Genomic DNA, 15,024 nt, shown 5'->3' with positions numbered 1-15,024 from the left:
ATGTCCGACTCCTCGCCTGACTCCCGCGTGCCAGACACCAGGGCCTTGATGGCGAAGGCGCTGGTCGAGCTGCGCGAGACGCGCGATCGCAACCGCCGCTTCGAGGATGCCGCGCACGCGCCGGTCGCGATTATCGGGATGAGCTGCCGGTTTCCCGGGCAGGCCGACTCGGCCGACGCCTACCGCGACTTGCTCTGGCGCGGGCTCGACGCCATCGAGCGCGTGCCGGCCGATCGCTGGAACGCCGGCGCCTACGCCGATACCGATCCGGACGCGGCCGGCAAGATCGTGTCGCCGTTCGGCGGGTTCATCGACGCGGTCGGACGCTTCGACGCGGAGTTCTTCGGCGTCTCGCCGCGCGAGGCGGAGAACATGGATCCGCAGCACCGCGTGCTGCTGGAGACGGCGTGGCGCGCGCTCGAGCACGCCAACCTGCCGCCGGCACGCCTCCGCGGCACCGACACCGGCGTCTACGCCGGCATCTGCACCTACGACTACGCCATCCGCCACCTGGTCGCCAACACGGCGCCGGTCACCGCGCACTTCGGCACCGGCAACGCGTTGAGCGCGGCGGCCGGCCGCTTGTCGTACCTCTTCGGGTTCACCGGGCCGTCGATGTCGATCGACACGGCCTGCTCCTCGTCGCTGGTCGCCGTGCACCTGGCCATCCAGGCGCTGCGCCAGGGGGAATGCGCCACCGCGCTCGCCGCCGGCGTGAACCTGATGCTCGCGCCGCAGACCAACATGAGCTTCTCGCGCGCCCGCATGCTGGCGGCCGACGGCCGCTGCAAGCCGTTTGACGCCGCCGCCAACGGCTACGTGCGCGGCGAAGGCTGCGGCGTGGTGGTGCTCAAGCTGCTGGCCCACGCGCAGCGGGACGGCGATCCGATCGTCGCGGTCATTCGCGGATCCGCCGTCAACCAGGACGGCGCGAGCAGCGGCCTCACCGTGCCGAATGGCCCGGCGCAGCAGGACGTGATCCGCAAGGCGCTCGCCAACGCGCGGATGGCGCCGCGGGACGTCGGCTATGTGGAGGCGCACGGCACCGGCACCTCGCTCGGCGATCCGATCGAAGCGCGGAGCCTGTCGGCGTCGTACTGCGCGAGCGGCGATCGATCGCGACCGCTCTGGATCGGTTCGGTCAAGAGCAACATCGGCCATCTCGAAGGCGCGGCCGGCGTCGCCAGCCTGATCAAGGCGGCACTCGTGCTGCAACACGGCGCGATTCCGCCGAGCCTGCACTTCTCGTCGCCGAACCCGGCGATTGACTGGAGTTCGAGCGGGCTTCAGGTGGCCACTGCGCTGATGCCGTGGCCGGAAGGTGCGCCCCGCGTCGCCGCGGTCAGCTCATTCGGTTTCACCGGCACCAACGCGCACCTGATCCTGGAAGCCGCGCCACCCGTCTCGGTACCGGCATCGACCGCCATCGGCCCGGTCGTGCTGCCGCTCTCGGCGCGCGATCCCGAAGCGCTCGCCCGGCTGGTTCGCGACCATGCCGCCGCACTCGACGGCCAGGCGGCCGGAGCACTCGCCGACATCGCCGCGGTTGCCGCGCTCGGCCGCGAGCACTTTCCCCATCGGCGTGCCGTGGTGGCCTCATCCCCGGCCGAGGCGATCGAGTTGCTGATGTCGGGACGCCGCGCGGCCCCGGGTGCGGATGCCGCGCTGGTGTCGCTCGCCGCGCGCTACGAGGCCGGCGAGAATCCAGACTGGCAGGCGTTGTTCGATCCGGCCGCGCGAGCCCGCGCCCACGCGCCCGGATATCCATTCGGCGGAACCCGCCACTGGCTGGCGGAGGCCGAAGGTCCGCTGTCCGAATACCTCGCCGATCACCAGGTGTTCGGCCGGGCCCTGGTGCCCGCCGCCGCCCTGGTGGAACTGGTGCTCGGCGCCGGGCGCGAGGCCTTCGGCTCCGCTCGGCTGGTGGTGGAGCAGTTCGTGATCCATCGCCCGCTCGCCTGGTCCAACGACACTGCGCGCGCCGTCAGGACCGTGACCACCTCGAAGGTGGCGGGTCGTGTGCACGTGACCGTGCTCGCCGGCTCCGAACCGGTTGCCGAGGCCGAGGTCTCAGGTTCCGTCGCTGCCGATCCGGCCTGGCCGGCAAGCGCGGGCGACTCAGACGACATCCCGGTGGAGTCGATCTACGCGGCCTGCACGGCCCGCGGCTTGAGTTATGGTCCGGCGTTTCGCACGCTGACGCGCGTGGCGCATCGCGAGGGCGCGGTTCGTGCCGACGTCGCCCTGCCGGTCGCCTCTTCCGCAGGCGGCGGTGTCATGCACCCGGCCCTCCTCGACGGCTGCTTCCAGGCGGCGGCCGTTGCGTATCCGGAGCTGCCGCCAGGCGCGCTGTTCCTGCCCGTTCGCATCCGCCGCATGGTGGTCTTCCGGGCTGCGGGCTCGGCACTGCACAGCGATGCCCGATTGATGGACGCCGGCGCGTCGCGCGTGGAGATCGAACTGCGCCTGACTGACGCCGACGGGAGGCCGGTCGCCGCGGTTGAAGGGCTCGAGCTGGTGCTCGGCAGCGCAAGCAGCCTCGACGCGGCGCTCGGCACCGGCCAACGCCGAGGCGAACCGCAACGGCCGAACATCCCATCCCTCGACGCGGTCCGCCAGATGGCCGGCGCCATTCTCCGCATGCCGGCCGAGAGCATCGATCCGGACGTGCCGCTGACCTCGCTCGGACTCGATTCCCTGATGGCGATCGAGTTGCGCAGCGCCTGCAGCGCCGCGTTCCAGGTCGATGTGCCGGTGGTGGATCTGATCCGCGATCTCACCGTCACCGGCATCCTCCAGCGGATCGATCGTGAGGGCGCCGTCGGACCACGCGAGGCTGGTGCCGCCATCGACGAGCCGGACCTGCCGTTGTCGCACGGCCAGAGCGCGCTGTGGTACCTGCACCAGTTGCAGCCCGGGTCGCCGGCCTACAACATCGCCTTTGCCGTCCGCGTGTGCTCAACGGTGGACCAGGCCGCGCTCCGCGCGCGCGTCAACGCGCTCATCGAGCGGCACGCGCAGCTGCGCCGCGTCTATCGGGAGACCGACGCCGGCGTCCGGCAAATGGTGTCGCCGGCCGCCGCCGGCGTGTTCACGGCGTTCGACGTGAGCGGTGTGACCGACAGCGAGCTCCGGCGCCGCGTGGCCGAGGAGTACCGCAAGCCGTTCGATCTCGCCAACGGGCCGGTCATGCGCGTGGGCCTCTTCACCCGCGCGGCCGACGACCACGTGCTCCTGATTACCGTGCATCACATCGCCGCCGACGCCTGGTCGCTGTGGCGAATGATGGAGGAGCTGCGCGGCAGCGACGATCTGACGCCGCCCTCGTATCGCTATGCCGACAAGCTGGGCGACGAGGCGGCGTACCTGCAGAGCGCGGCTTGCGCCGAGGCGTGGACCTACTGGCAGCACGAACTCGCCGGCGAGCTGCCGGTGTTGAGCCTTGCCACCGACAAGCCGCGCCCCGCGGTGCAGTCGCTGACCGGCGCCTCGGTGCCGTTCAGCCTGGCCGTCGACGAGAGCGAGCGACTCCAGGCGATCGCCCGCCGCGGGGGCACGACTCTCTACACGGTGCTGCTGGCGGCGTTTCAGACCCTGCTGCATCGCTACACCAGCCAGGGCGACATCCTGGTCGGCTGCCCGGTGGCGGGCCGGAACCAGGCCGAGTCGTCTGCCACCGTCGGCTACTTCGTCAATCCCGTCGTCGTACGGGCGCGGTTCGACGCCGGCCAGAGTTTCGACGACCGGCTCCGCGATACGCGGCAGCACCTGTTGAATGCGATCGCGCACCAGGATCTGCCGTTCCCGCTGATCGCCGAGCGCTTCGGCGCCGCGCGCGATGCCGGGCGCTCGCCGATCTTCCAGGCGGCGTTCGTGATGCAGCAATTGCAGCGGGACGCCGCCGGCTTCGCCGCGCTGATGGCGCCGTCCGATCCGCCCGTGCAGGTGGAGTGGGGCGGCATGCGGCTCGAGCATTACCTGCTGCCGCAGCAGGAAGGGCAGTTCGACCTCACGCTGGAGATGGTGCACGCGCATGGCGCCTGCCACGGTCTCCTGAAGTACAACAGCGACCTCTGGCACGCCGACACGATCGCGCGGATGGCGCAGCACTTCCGGACCTTGTTGCGATCGATCGCGGCCCAGCCGGCGACGCGGGTCAACCGGCTGGCGATGCTGCCAGACGACGAGCGCGTGGCGCTCGTCAAGATGTCGAACGGCCCGCGCCGCAACTACGATTTGAACCGGCCGCTGCATCACTGGATCGAGGGTCAGGCGCGGCTGGCCCCGGACGCGATTGCCGTCGAGTGGGACGACCAGGCGATCACGTTCGGCGAGTTGAACCGCCGTGCCAACGGCGTCGCGCGGATGTTGCGCGCCAAGGGCGTCGGCGTCGGCGATCCGGTCCCGATTTCGGCCGAGCGCAGTGTCGAACTGGTCGTGGGCCTGCTCGGGGCGATGAAGTCCGGCGGCGCCTACGTGCCCCTCGACCCCAGCTATCCGCCGGCCCGGCGTGAGTTCATGATCGCGGACCTCTCGGCGCGGATGGTGCTCGACGCCGATGCGATTCGCGCGGCCGCGGCCGCCGGCGATCCCGACGACCTGCCGTACGAAGGCACGCCGGACTCGCTCGCCTACATCATCTACACCTCCGGCTCGACCGGCATGCCCAAGGGCGCGCAGAACACGCACCGGGGCATCGTCAACCGGCTGTGCTGGATGCAGGAGGCGTTCGGGCTGACGCCGGCCGATCGCGTGCTCCAGAAGACGCCGTACAGCTTCGACGTGTCGGTGTGGGAGTTCTTCTGGCCGCTGATGATCGGCGCGCGCCTGGTGCTGGCGCGCCCGGACGGTCACCGCGACAACCGCTACCTGGCCGCGCTCATCCAACACGCGCGGATCACGACGCTGCACTTCGTGCCGCCGATGCTGCACGCGTTTCTCGACGAGCCCGGCGCCGCGGCCTGCACATCGTTGCGCCGTGTCATCTGCAGCGGCCAGGAGCTGCCGGCCTCGGTGCGGCGCCGCTTCTACGAGGTGCTTCCGGGCAGCGATCTTCACAACTTGTATGGGCCCACCGAGGCCGCCGTGGACGTGACGTGGCATCGATGCCGCGCCGACGACCCGCGGACGTTCGTGCCGATTGGGGTGCCCATCGCCAACACCTCGATTTACATCCTCGACGATGAGCGGGAGATGACGCCGATTGGCGTGGCCGGCGAGCTCCACATCGGCGGCGTCCAGGTGGCCCGTGGTTACCTGAACCGGCCCGAGCTGACGGCCGAGCGGTTCGTGGCGGATCCGTTCGCCGCCGGCGGGATGATGTACCGGACCGGCGACCTTGCCAGGTACTTGCCCGACGGCGAGGTCGAGTTCCTGGGGCGCACCGACTTCCAGGTGAAGATCCGCGGCCTGCGCGTCGAGCTGGGCGAGATCGAACACGCGCTGACCACGCACCCCGATGTGCGCGAGGCTCTCGTGTTGCTGCGTGAGGATCGGCCGGGCGTGAAGCAGCTCACCGCCTACCTGGTGGCCGCGCGCGGTGATGACGATGCGCTCGCGGCGGAACTGCGAAGCCGCCTGGCGAGCGCGCTGCCGGCCTACATGATTCCCGACGCGTTCGTGCGGCTTGACGCCATGCCGCTGACCGCGAACGGCAAGATCGATCGGCGGGCGCTGCCGCCGCCACAGGCGCCGGTGACGCGATCGCGCGCGCCCGAGACGGTGGCCGAGTGCGCGCTGGCCGAGGTCTGGGCCGCGGTGCTGGGACTCACCGCGGTCGGCGCCGACGACAACTTCTTCAGTCTGGGTGGCGACTCGATTCGCAGCACCCAGATGATTGCCCGCGCCCGCGGCAGGGGTTACGAGTTCACCGTTCGCGACGTGCTCACGCACCCGACAATCGCGGCGCTGGCACGGCTGAACCCGGCGGCAGCGGTGCCGGCGGTGACCTCGGCCAATCCGGCTGCCAGTGGCGATTTGCCGCTGTTGCCGATGCAGCAGTGGTTCTTCGACGCGGACGTCGCGCCCGCGGGTCGCTTCAACCAGGCGGTCGTCCTGCAATCGGCCGTTGCGCTCCAGCCTGAGCCGCTTCGCCTGGCGCTGGGCGATCTGGTCGCACGACACGAGGCGCTCCGCCTGCGCTTCCCACGTGGACCACGCGGCCGCCGCGCTGTCGTGGTCGAGGCCAGCCAGTCGGCGATTCACATTGGCCGATGGGACCAGCCGTTCGATCTCGAAGCCGGACCGATGGTGTCGGCCGAGCTGACCGGCGATCCCGCGAGGCCGAGCCTGACCATCACCGCGCACCACCTGCTGGTTGACGGTGTGTCGTGGCGGACGGTGGCCGGTGATCTCGAGACGGCGTATAGGGCGCGGTCCGACGGACGCGCCCCCGTGTTCCCGGATGAGGCGCCCTCGTATGCGGCGTGGGCCCGCGCGGTCGCGGCGTTCGCCGCCACGCCGGCGGCCGACGCCGAAGCGATCTACTGGCTCACCGAAGGGTGGCGTCCCGAAGAGGCGACATTGCCGGCCGCGGCGCTGCCGGGAGAGGCGGGGCTCTCGGGCGCGGGCGAGATCGTGTTCGAGGTCGCCGCCGAGCCGATGTCGGGCGAGGAAATGGAAGCGGCCCTGCTCGCATCCCTGGCGAGTGCGATCGATCCCGCCACACACCGCCGAGTGCTGCGCGTTGACATGGAAGGGCACGGCCGCGCCCCTCTGGCCGGCGCCGATGGATCGAGCGTCGTCGGGTGGTGTGCGGCGCTCTATCCCGCGTGGTTGCGAATCGAAGGCGAGTCGCCGGCGGCGCGCGCCGCCTCCGTGGCCCGGGCCCTGGCCGAGATTCCCGCGGGCGGACGTGCGTTCGGCATCTGCCGCCATCTCTCACCACGCCAGCGTCTCCGTAAGGCACTCGGCGCCGTGCCGCGGGCGGCGATCCTGTTCAACTATCTCGGCCGGATCGATCAGGCCCTCAAACCTGGCAGCCTGTTCGCCGTCGAGTTGCCAGACGCCGAGACGTTGCGCGATGCCCAGGCACCGCCTGTCCATGCACTCGAGATCAACGCCCTGCAGCACGACGGCACGCTGCGGATCGCGCTCCGGTTCGATCGCGCGCGCGTCGCCGGGCACTGGGTGACCGGGTTGGCCGACCGCTGGCGCTCCGCGATGGCCGGTGACGCAGCGCAGGCCTACCCGCTCACGCCGATGCAGAAGGGCATCCTGTTCCACGCCCTGCTGCAACCGCAGTCTGGCTTCTACGTCCAGCAACTGGTGGCGGCCTTCGATGGCGCGCCCGACGAACAACTGCTGCGCGAGGCCTGGGACATCGTGCTGGCCCGTCACTCGGTGCTGCGGAACACCTTTGCGTGGAAGGGCCTCGATGAGCCGGTGCAGCAGCCGGCCGCCGCCTCCATGCCGTGGGTGACGACGGATTGCCGCGGCATGACCGGCGAGGCGTTCGACGCCGCGCTCGAGTCATTCCTGGACGACGATCGACGACAGGGGTTCGATCTCGCGGTTGGGCCGCTGCACCGCGTCCGGCTCTTCGCGCGCGAGGGCGGCGGTACCCTCGTCTGGACGCACCACCACATCCTGCTCGACGGCCGCAGCATGTTCCTGGTGCTGCACGAGGTGCTCGAGGCGATGCGCCGGCTCGCCTCTGGCGCCGGGGCACTGCCGTCTGCCGCCGGCTCGTTCCGGTCGTTTGCCGCGGCGGGCGACGTGGCCACGCAGGCCGATGCGCTCGACTACTGGCGCTCGCAGTTGGACGGGTTCGAGGCGCCGACCCCGATCCCATTCCTGCGCCGTGCCGCCGATACCGATCGCTACCATCCGTCGGAAGTCGTGCGAACGCTGCCGGCTCCCGAAGCCGACCGGCTGCGGCGGCTGGCCCGTGACGCCGGCGTCACCCTCAACCTGCTGACGCAGTCGATGCTGGCGCTCTTGCTGTCGCGGTTGTCGGGCCTCGACCGCGTGATGTTAGGGGCGACCGTCTCCGCCGGTCTCCCGGACGACCACGCCGTCGGCCTCTACATCAACACGATCCCGATCGTTGTCCAGGTGCCGGCCGCGGCGACGCTGGGCGCCTGGCTCGCTGATCGCCTCCGCGCGCAGGCCGAGCGCTCGGCCTTCGAGCAGGTCGCCCTCGTGGACGTGCAGCGGGGCAGCCGGATCGCGGCGGGAGAACCGCTGTTCGACGTGCTCTTCATCTTCGAGAACTACGGCATCGACGCCGCGCTTCGGCAGCCGGCGGACGGACTCACGCTTCGCGGCGTGCGTGTCGTCGAGCAGACCAATATTCCATTGGTGTTGAGCGTGGTGCCGGGCGACTCTCTGGAACTGCGCCTGCTGCACGACACCTCGCGATACCCGCACGATGCCGCGGCGCTGATCGTTGACGGCTTGATCGAGCTGCTTCGTGGTGCGCTGCGCGAGGGCCAGGTCACGACGTTGAAGGCGCTGATGCGCCTGGACGACGAGACCCGGCACACCCTGCTGGAAGCGTGGAACGACACCGCGGTCGAGTATCCGCGTGACCGCTGCGTGCACGACCTCATTCGCGAACAGGTGGCGCGCACGCCGGAGGCGGTGGCCGTGCGATCGGGCACGGTGTCGCTGACCTACCGCCAGCTCGACACGCGCGCGCGTCAAATCGCCTCCGCGCTCCGGCGCTGCGGCCTCGGCGCCGGCGCGGTCGTGGGCTTGTGCATTGGCCGTGGGCCGGACATGGTGCCGGCGCTGCTCGGGGTGCTCGAAGCCGGCGCTGCTTACGTACCGCTCGACCCTTCGTTCCCGGCGGAGCGGCTCGCCTACATGCTCGAGGATTCCGGCGCGGCGGTCACGCTCACCGAGCGCGGTGTGCCCGACACGCTGCGCGCTCGCCTTGCCACGACCGCGCCACTCCTCTTGCTCGAAGACATCGGCGCCGGCGACGATCCGGCTGACCTGCGACGGTCGCCGACGCCGGACGACCTGATCTACGTGCTGTACACATCGGGATCGACCGGGAAGCCGAAGGGCGTGATGGTCACGCACCGTGCCGTTGTGAACCTGCTGTGCGGGATGAAAGAGCATCCCGGCATGTCGTCGAGCGACGTCGTGCTGGCCCTGACCACGCTCTCGTTCGATATCGCCGTCGTCGAGTTGTTCCTGCCGCTGAGCGTGGGCGCCACCATCGTCCTGGTGAACGACGCTGACGCCTTGGACCCGGGACGCGTGATGCAGTTGATGAACGGCGTCACGGTGGTGCAGGCGACGCCGTCGCGCTATCGCCTGCTGCTGGATGCCGGTTGGGAGGGCGCGCCCGGGCTGGTCGCCTTCTCCGGAGGCGAAGCGCTGCCGCGCGATCTGAGCCGCGCGATTCTCGACCGGTGCGGCCGTCTCTGGAACCTGTACGCCCCTACCGAGACGACGGTCTACAGCATCGGCGCCGAGATCGGACGGGACGACGGCGACGTGCCGATCGGCCGGCCTCTGGCGAACACCCGCGTCTATGTGCTGGATGAAAGCCTGGAACCAGTGCCGGTTGGCGCGACTGGTGAGCTGTTCATCGGCGGCGACGGCGTTGCACTCGGCTACCGCAACAACCCGCAGCTGACCGCCGAACGGTTCCTGCCCGATCCGTTCGATGGCCGGCCGGGCGCCCGCATGTACCGGACCTCCGATCGCGCCCGGTGGCGTCCGGACGGCGTGCTCGAGTTCCTCGGCCGTCTCGACCACCAGGTGAAGATTCGCGGCTATCGCGTGGAGTTGGGCGAGATCGAATCGGTGCTCGCCGCGCATCCCGCTGTCAGCCGGGCCGCCGTGCTGATCCGCGAGGACCGTCCTGGTGATATTCGGCTGATCGCCTACTATGCCCTGCGCGACGCCGCCGTCGTCGACGAAGCCCGCCTGCGGGAGCACCTGCAGGAGCGGTTGCCGGCCTACATGCTGCCGTCACATCTTGTTCGCGTGGCGGCGATTCCGCTGACGCCAAACGGCAAGGTGGATGCGAAGGCGCTGCCGTCGCCGCTGGCGGACGGCGCACCACCCGAGGCTGTCGCGCCCGGCACGCCGGTGGAGCGTGAACTGGCCGCGATCTTCGCCGAGGTGCTCGGCCGCGCGCAGGTGCCGGCCGACCAGAGCTTCTTCAACCTGGGCGGGCACTCGCTCCTGCTGATCGCGGTGCAGACGCGGATTGCCGAACGGCTGGACGCCGAGATCGAGATGGTCGAGTTCTTCCGCCATCCGACCATCCGCGACCTCGCCGCACTGGTGGAACGCCTGCGGCGGGGCCAACCGGCCGGGCAAGGCACCCCGCACGTGCGCTCGACAGCGCGGTTGAGTCACGCCGACTCCCGCCAGAGCCAGATGGATCGACGCCGCGGCGCGCGGACGAGAAAGAAGGACGCTTGACACAACACGCGATCGCGATTGTCGGGATGGCCTGCCGCTTCCCGGGCGCGTCCGATCCCGAAACCCTCTGGCAGAACCTCGCCGGCGGCGTCGAATCGATTCGCCGCTTCAGCCGCGAAGAGTTGCTCGCTGAAGGGATCGCGCCGGCGCTCGTGGACCACCCCCGTTTCGTGGCGGCGCACGGGGCCCTGGACGACATCAAGGGCTTCGACGCCGCCTTCTTCGGCTATTCACCTGGCGACGCGGCGTTGACCGATCCGCAGCAGCGCATCTTCCTCGAGTGCGCCTACGAAGCGTTCGACAACGCCGGGATTGTGCCGCGCGAAGGCGGCCCCGTGACCGGCGTGTTCGCCGGCTGCGGCGTCAATGTCTACTTCATCCACAACGTCTTCCCCTCGCTCGACCAGGACGACGTGGGGGCGGTGTACCAGGCGGTCATCGGCAGCGAGAAAGACTTTCTCACCGCCAGGGTGAACTACAAGTTGGGACTGACCGGGCCGTCGGTCACCATCCAGGCGGCCTGCGCCACCTCGCTCGTGGCGGTCCACGTGGCGTGCCAGAGCTTGTTGAACGGTGAGTGCGATCTCGCGGTGGCGGGCGGCGCGTCGATCCGCGTTCCGCAGGCGAGTGGTTACCTGTTCAGCGAGGGCGGCGTGCACTCGGCCGACGGCTACTGCCGCGCCTTCGACGCCGAGGCCGGCGGCATCGTTGGTGGCAGCGGCGCCGGCGCCGTGCTGCTGAAGCGGCTCGCCGATGCGCAGCGCGACGGCGATCCGATTCACGCGGTGATCCTGGGTTCCGCGGTCAACAACGACGGGTCGCGCAAGGTCAGCTTCACCGCCCCGGGCGTCGACGGCCAGGCGACTGTGATCGCCGAAGCGCGCGCGGTGGCCGGCGTCGAGCCGACCAGCATCGGCTACGCCGAGATGCACGGCACGGCCACGGCGCTGGGCGACCCGATTGAGATTGCCGCCGTTCGACAGGCCATGGGCGACGACTGGAATCCGAGGTGGCGCTGCTACATCGGCTCGGTGAAGACCAACCTCGGGCACCTGGACTCGGTCGCCGGACTCGCCGGATTAATCAAGACGGCGCTGTCGTTGCAGCACGCCTCGATCCCGCCGTCGCTGCACTTCGTCAAGGCCAATTCCGCGCTCGATCTGGACAGCGGGCCGCTTCGCGTTGCCGCCACGCCAACGGAGTGGCCGGCCATCCCTGGTCCTCGGCGCGCCAGCGTGAGCTCGTTCGGGCTGGGCGGCAACAACTCGCACGCAGTGCTCGAACAGGCGCCCGTAGAAGAGCCGCGCGCGCCGGCACGCGACGCGTGGCGATTGTTCCCGCTCTCGGCGCGGACCGACAAGGCGCTCGGTCACATGCGCGAGCGGCTCGCCGGCTATCTGGAGAAGCATGACGAGCTTCGCGCCGACGATGTGGCGTGGACGCTGGCGCGGGGCCGGCAAGTGTTCTCGCGTCGCGGCTACGTCGTGGCCCGATCAACCGCGGACCTCGCTGCCGCATTGCGCACCGGCGACTGGCGAAGCGGAGACCGGAAGCCGGCGCGCAATGCGTCCGACGAATCAGCTAAGGCGCTGGAGGGTCTTGGCGAACAGTGGTTGGCGGGCAGCGAGATCGATTGGGAGGGCGTGTTCGCCGCCGATCGACCCAGGCGCATCGCCCTGCCGACCTACCCGTTCGAGCACACGCCTCACTGGATCGACCAGGGCTCACGGCCCTCGGCTCGGGCACTGGCAGCGCCGGTGGCCGGAGACGGAGTTCGCCTCGCGGTTCCGTCGTGGGCACGAGCGGATCGTTCCGCATCGAAAACGGGCGTGCGCAGGTGGCTGGTGGTCGGCGGCGGCGATCCGCTGACGCGCGCCATCGTTGCGCAGTTGCGGTCGTCGGGCGCCGAGGTGAGCGAGGCGACCGCCGAGGCCCCGCAATCCACCGCCGGCGGCGTGCTGATCACGTCGGGGTTCGACGGCGCGATTCGCGTCGCGCGCGCCCTCGGGCAAGGCGGGATCACCGCGACGGAGATTGTCGCCGTCACCGTAGGTGCGACCGACGTGATTGGCGACGAGCCGCTCGATCCCATGCAGGCCACCACGCTCGGTCCCGTGCTGACCATCCCGATGGAGTTTCCCGGCGTTCATGGCCGCGTCATCGACGTCGATGGGCGAGACGTGGCGGCCGGCGCGCGGGCCGTGGTTGAGGAGTTGGCCTCCGGAGCCGGCGACGCCGTCGTCGCCTTGCGTCACGGCCAGCGGTGGCTGCCGCAGATCATCGACACCAGGACAATTGCCGGCCGGCCCGTGGACGGCGTGGTTCGCGAGCACGGCGTGTACGTCATTGTGGGCGGCACCGGCGGGATTGGCCTGGCCCTCGCGAAGGCGTTCGCGGCCAGGGCCGCCGTGCACCTTGCGCTCGTCAGCAGGCAGGGCCCCGAGTCGGCCGCGGCGCGTCACGCGGTGGCGGCGCTCGAAGGCAGCGGATCGACCGTGCGGGTGTATGGCGCCGACGTCGCCGACCGCGCCGCCATGGAGGCGGTGTTTGCCGAGCTTCGGGTCCAGTACGGTTCGATCCACGGCGTCGTCCACGCCGCGGGCCTGGCCGGCGGCGGCGCGTTGGCCCGCCGCACCGATCGCGAGATGGAGGCGGTGATGCGCCCGAAGGTCGCGGGCGCCGACGTGCTCGGCGACCTGGCGGCCGCGCAGGACCTGGACTTCCTCGTGTTCTGCTCGTCGTTGAGCGTCTACCTGCCGTTCCCCGGCCAGGCGGATTACGCCGCCGCCAACACCTATCTCGACGCCAAGGCCGCCGCGCTGCGGCGCGCCGGTGTCCGCGCCGTCTCGATCAATTGGGATGCGTGGCGTGACATCGGCATGGCCCTGATGGCCGACATGCCCGACGCGGTTCGTGCCGCCCGTGAGGCGGAGCTGGCCGTCATCGGCCTCGATCCGGACCGGGCGTGCGAGACGTTCCTGAAGATCCTGGCGTCCGATCTCGGTCAGGTGCTGGTCACGATGCGACCGGAGTTCACCGCGTTCCGCGCGCCGGTCGTGGAGATTGCGCACGCGGCGCCGGCCGCCGCTAGTGTGGCGGGCGGACTGGCGGATGTCTGGAAGACGCTGCTCGGTGTCGCCGACGTGAAGCCGGGCGACGATTTCTTCGACCTGGGCGGCCATTCGTTGCTCGCCACCAGCGTCGTGTTCCAGATCCGCCAGACGTGGGGATGCTCGGTGAGCGTGGACGAACTGTTCGCGAACTCGACGTTCCAGGAACTCGCGGCGCTGGTTGAGTCGCGCGCGGCGGGTGGGGATCGGGAGGAGCTGGTTCTGTGATCGAGGAACTGGTGGCCACGCTCAAGGCGCGCAACATCAGGCTGTCGTCCACGGACGGCAAGCTGGTGGTTGACGCGCCGCGTGGCAGCCTGACGCCGGAACTTCGCCAGGAGCTCGCCACGTTCCGGGATCAGTTGATTCAACTGGTGCTCGCGCCGGCCAGCTTGATTCCGGTTCGTCCGCGCGACGGCCAGGGGCTTCCGCTGTCGCACGCGCAGGCGCGACTCTGGTTGCTCGACCGGCTCGAGGGCGGCAGCCGCCGCTACAACCTCGTGACCGCGACGCGGTTGCGCATGGCGATCGATCCGGCCGCGATCGAGCGCGCGCTGGGCGAGGTGATCCGCCGGCATGAGATTCTTCGCACGCGCTTCGTGATGGCCGGCGCCGAGCCGCTGCAGGTGCCGATCGACGACGCCGCGATCGCGTTTGCGATGGAGGAGCGCACCGCGCTCCCCGAGAGCGGGCGGGTCGACGCGGTGGCGCGGGCGTGCCACGAGGAGTCGCGCATCGGCTTCGACCTGGCGGCGGAGCCGCCGGTGCGGGTCCGCCTGCTGCGGTTTGCGGCCGACGATCACGTGTTGGTGCTGAACCTGCACCACATCGTGACCGACGCCCGCTCGCTCGAGATCTTCGCGCGCGACTTCGAGCGGGCCTATGCCGGCGAGACGCTGCCGCCGCTGGCGCTGCAGTACGCCGACTATGCGGCCTGGCAGCGCGACGCCGTGGCCGGAGCGAGACTGCAGGAAGGGATCGACTTCTGGACGCGGGAGCTCGCTGGGCTGCCGGAATTGCTGCCGCTGCCGACCGACTTCCCCCGGCCCGCCACGCAGACCTACCGCGGCGGCGCCGTGCCGGTGCGCGTGCCGGCGGCGCTGGTGACATCGCTCCAGCAAGTGGCGCGCAGTGCGGGCGCCAGCCTGTTCATGGCGGTCGAGGCCGTGATTGCCCTGCTGCTCTCGAGGCAGTCGGGCAGCCGCGACATCGCCATCGGCGCGCCGGTGACCAATCGCCCCTATCCCGAACTCGAGCCGCTGATCGGCTTCTTCGCGAACACGGTCGTGTTGCGGTGCCGGATTGGCGAGGGCGTGACGTTCCGCGACCTGCTCAGGCAGACCAGGGAGACGACGCTGGCCGCGTTCGCCCACCAGGACACGCCGTTCGAGAAGCTGGTCGAAACCCTGCACGTGCGGCGCGACCTGAGCTACTCGCCGATCTTCCAGGTGATGTTGTCGTTCCTCAATCGCGAGGGCGGCGGCCCGGCGAGCGGGAGCGAGCGTCTCACCCTGCCGCAACAGGA

General features: G+C 70.4%; 3 protein-coding genes (1 of these 3 running past the window's edge). All 3 read left to right on the top strand.

Features of this window, described 5'->3' with window-relative positions; translation table 11 throughout:
• Tightly spaced (each overlapping or abutting the next), the 3 genes in view from WC815_18150 to WC815_18140 form a layout consistent with a single transcriptional unit that may run on beyond the window.
• Window positions 1-10,389 (top strand): amino acid adenylation domain-containing protein, encoded by a 10,389-nt coding sequence (locus WC815_18150; GenBank protein ID MFA5910707.1) that lies wholly within the window; start codon window positions 1-3, stop codon window positions 10,387-10,389.
• Complete coding sequence (locus WC815_18145; protein MFA5910706.1) at window positions 10,386-13,727, top strand: SDR family NAD(P)-dependent oxidoreductase; 3,342 nt, start codon at window positions 10,386-10,388, stop codon at window positions 13,725-13,727. Before WC815_18150 ends, WC815_18145 begins: the two co-directional genes overlap by 4 nt.
• A protein-coding gene (locus WC815_18140) for an amino acid adenylation domain-containing protein (GenBank protein ID MFA5910705.1) crosses the window boundary here: on the top strand, window positions 13,724-15,024 show its beginning. Its footprint extends 2,041 nt past the window's final position; the window shows 1,301 of its 3,342 coding nt (coding positions 1-1,301); it begins with the start codon at window positions 13,724-13,726; the stop codon falls past the right edge of the window. Before WC815_18145 ends, WC815_18140 begins: the two co-directional genes overlap by 4 nt.

The organism is Vicinamibacterales bacterium (genome assembly GCA_041659285.1).
Lineage (GTDB): Bacteria > Acidobacteriota > Vicinamibacteria > Vicinamibacterales > UBA2999 > 12-FULL-67-14b.
This window is presented reverse-complemented; position numbering and strand designations above follow the sequence as displayed.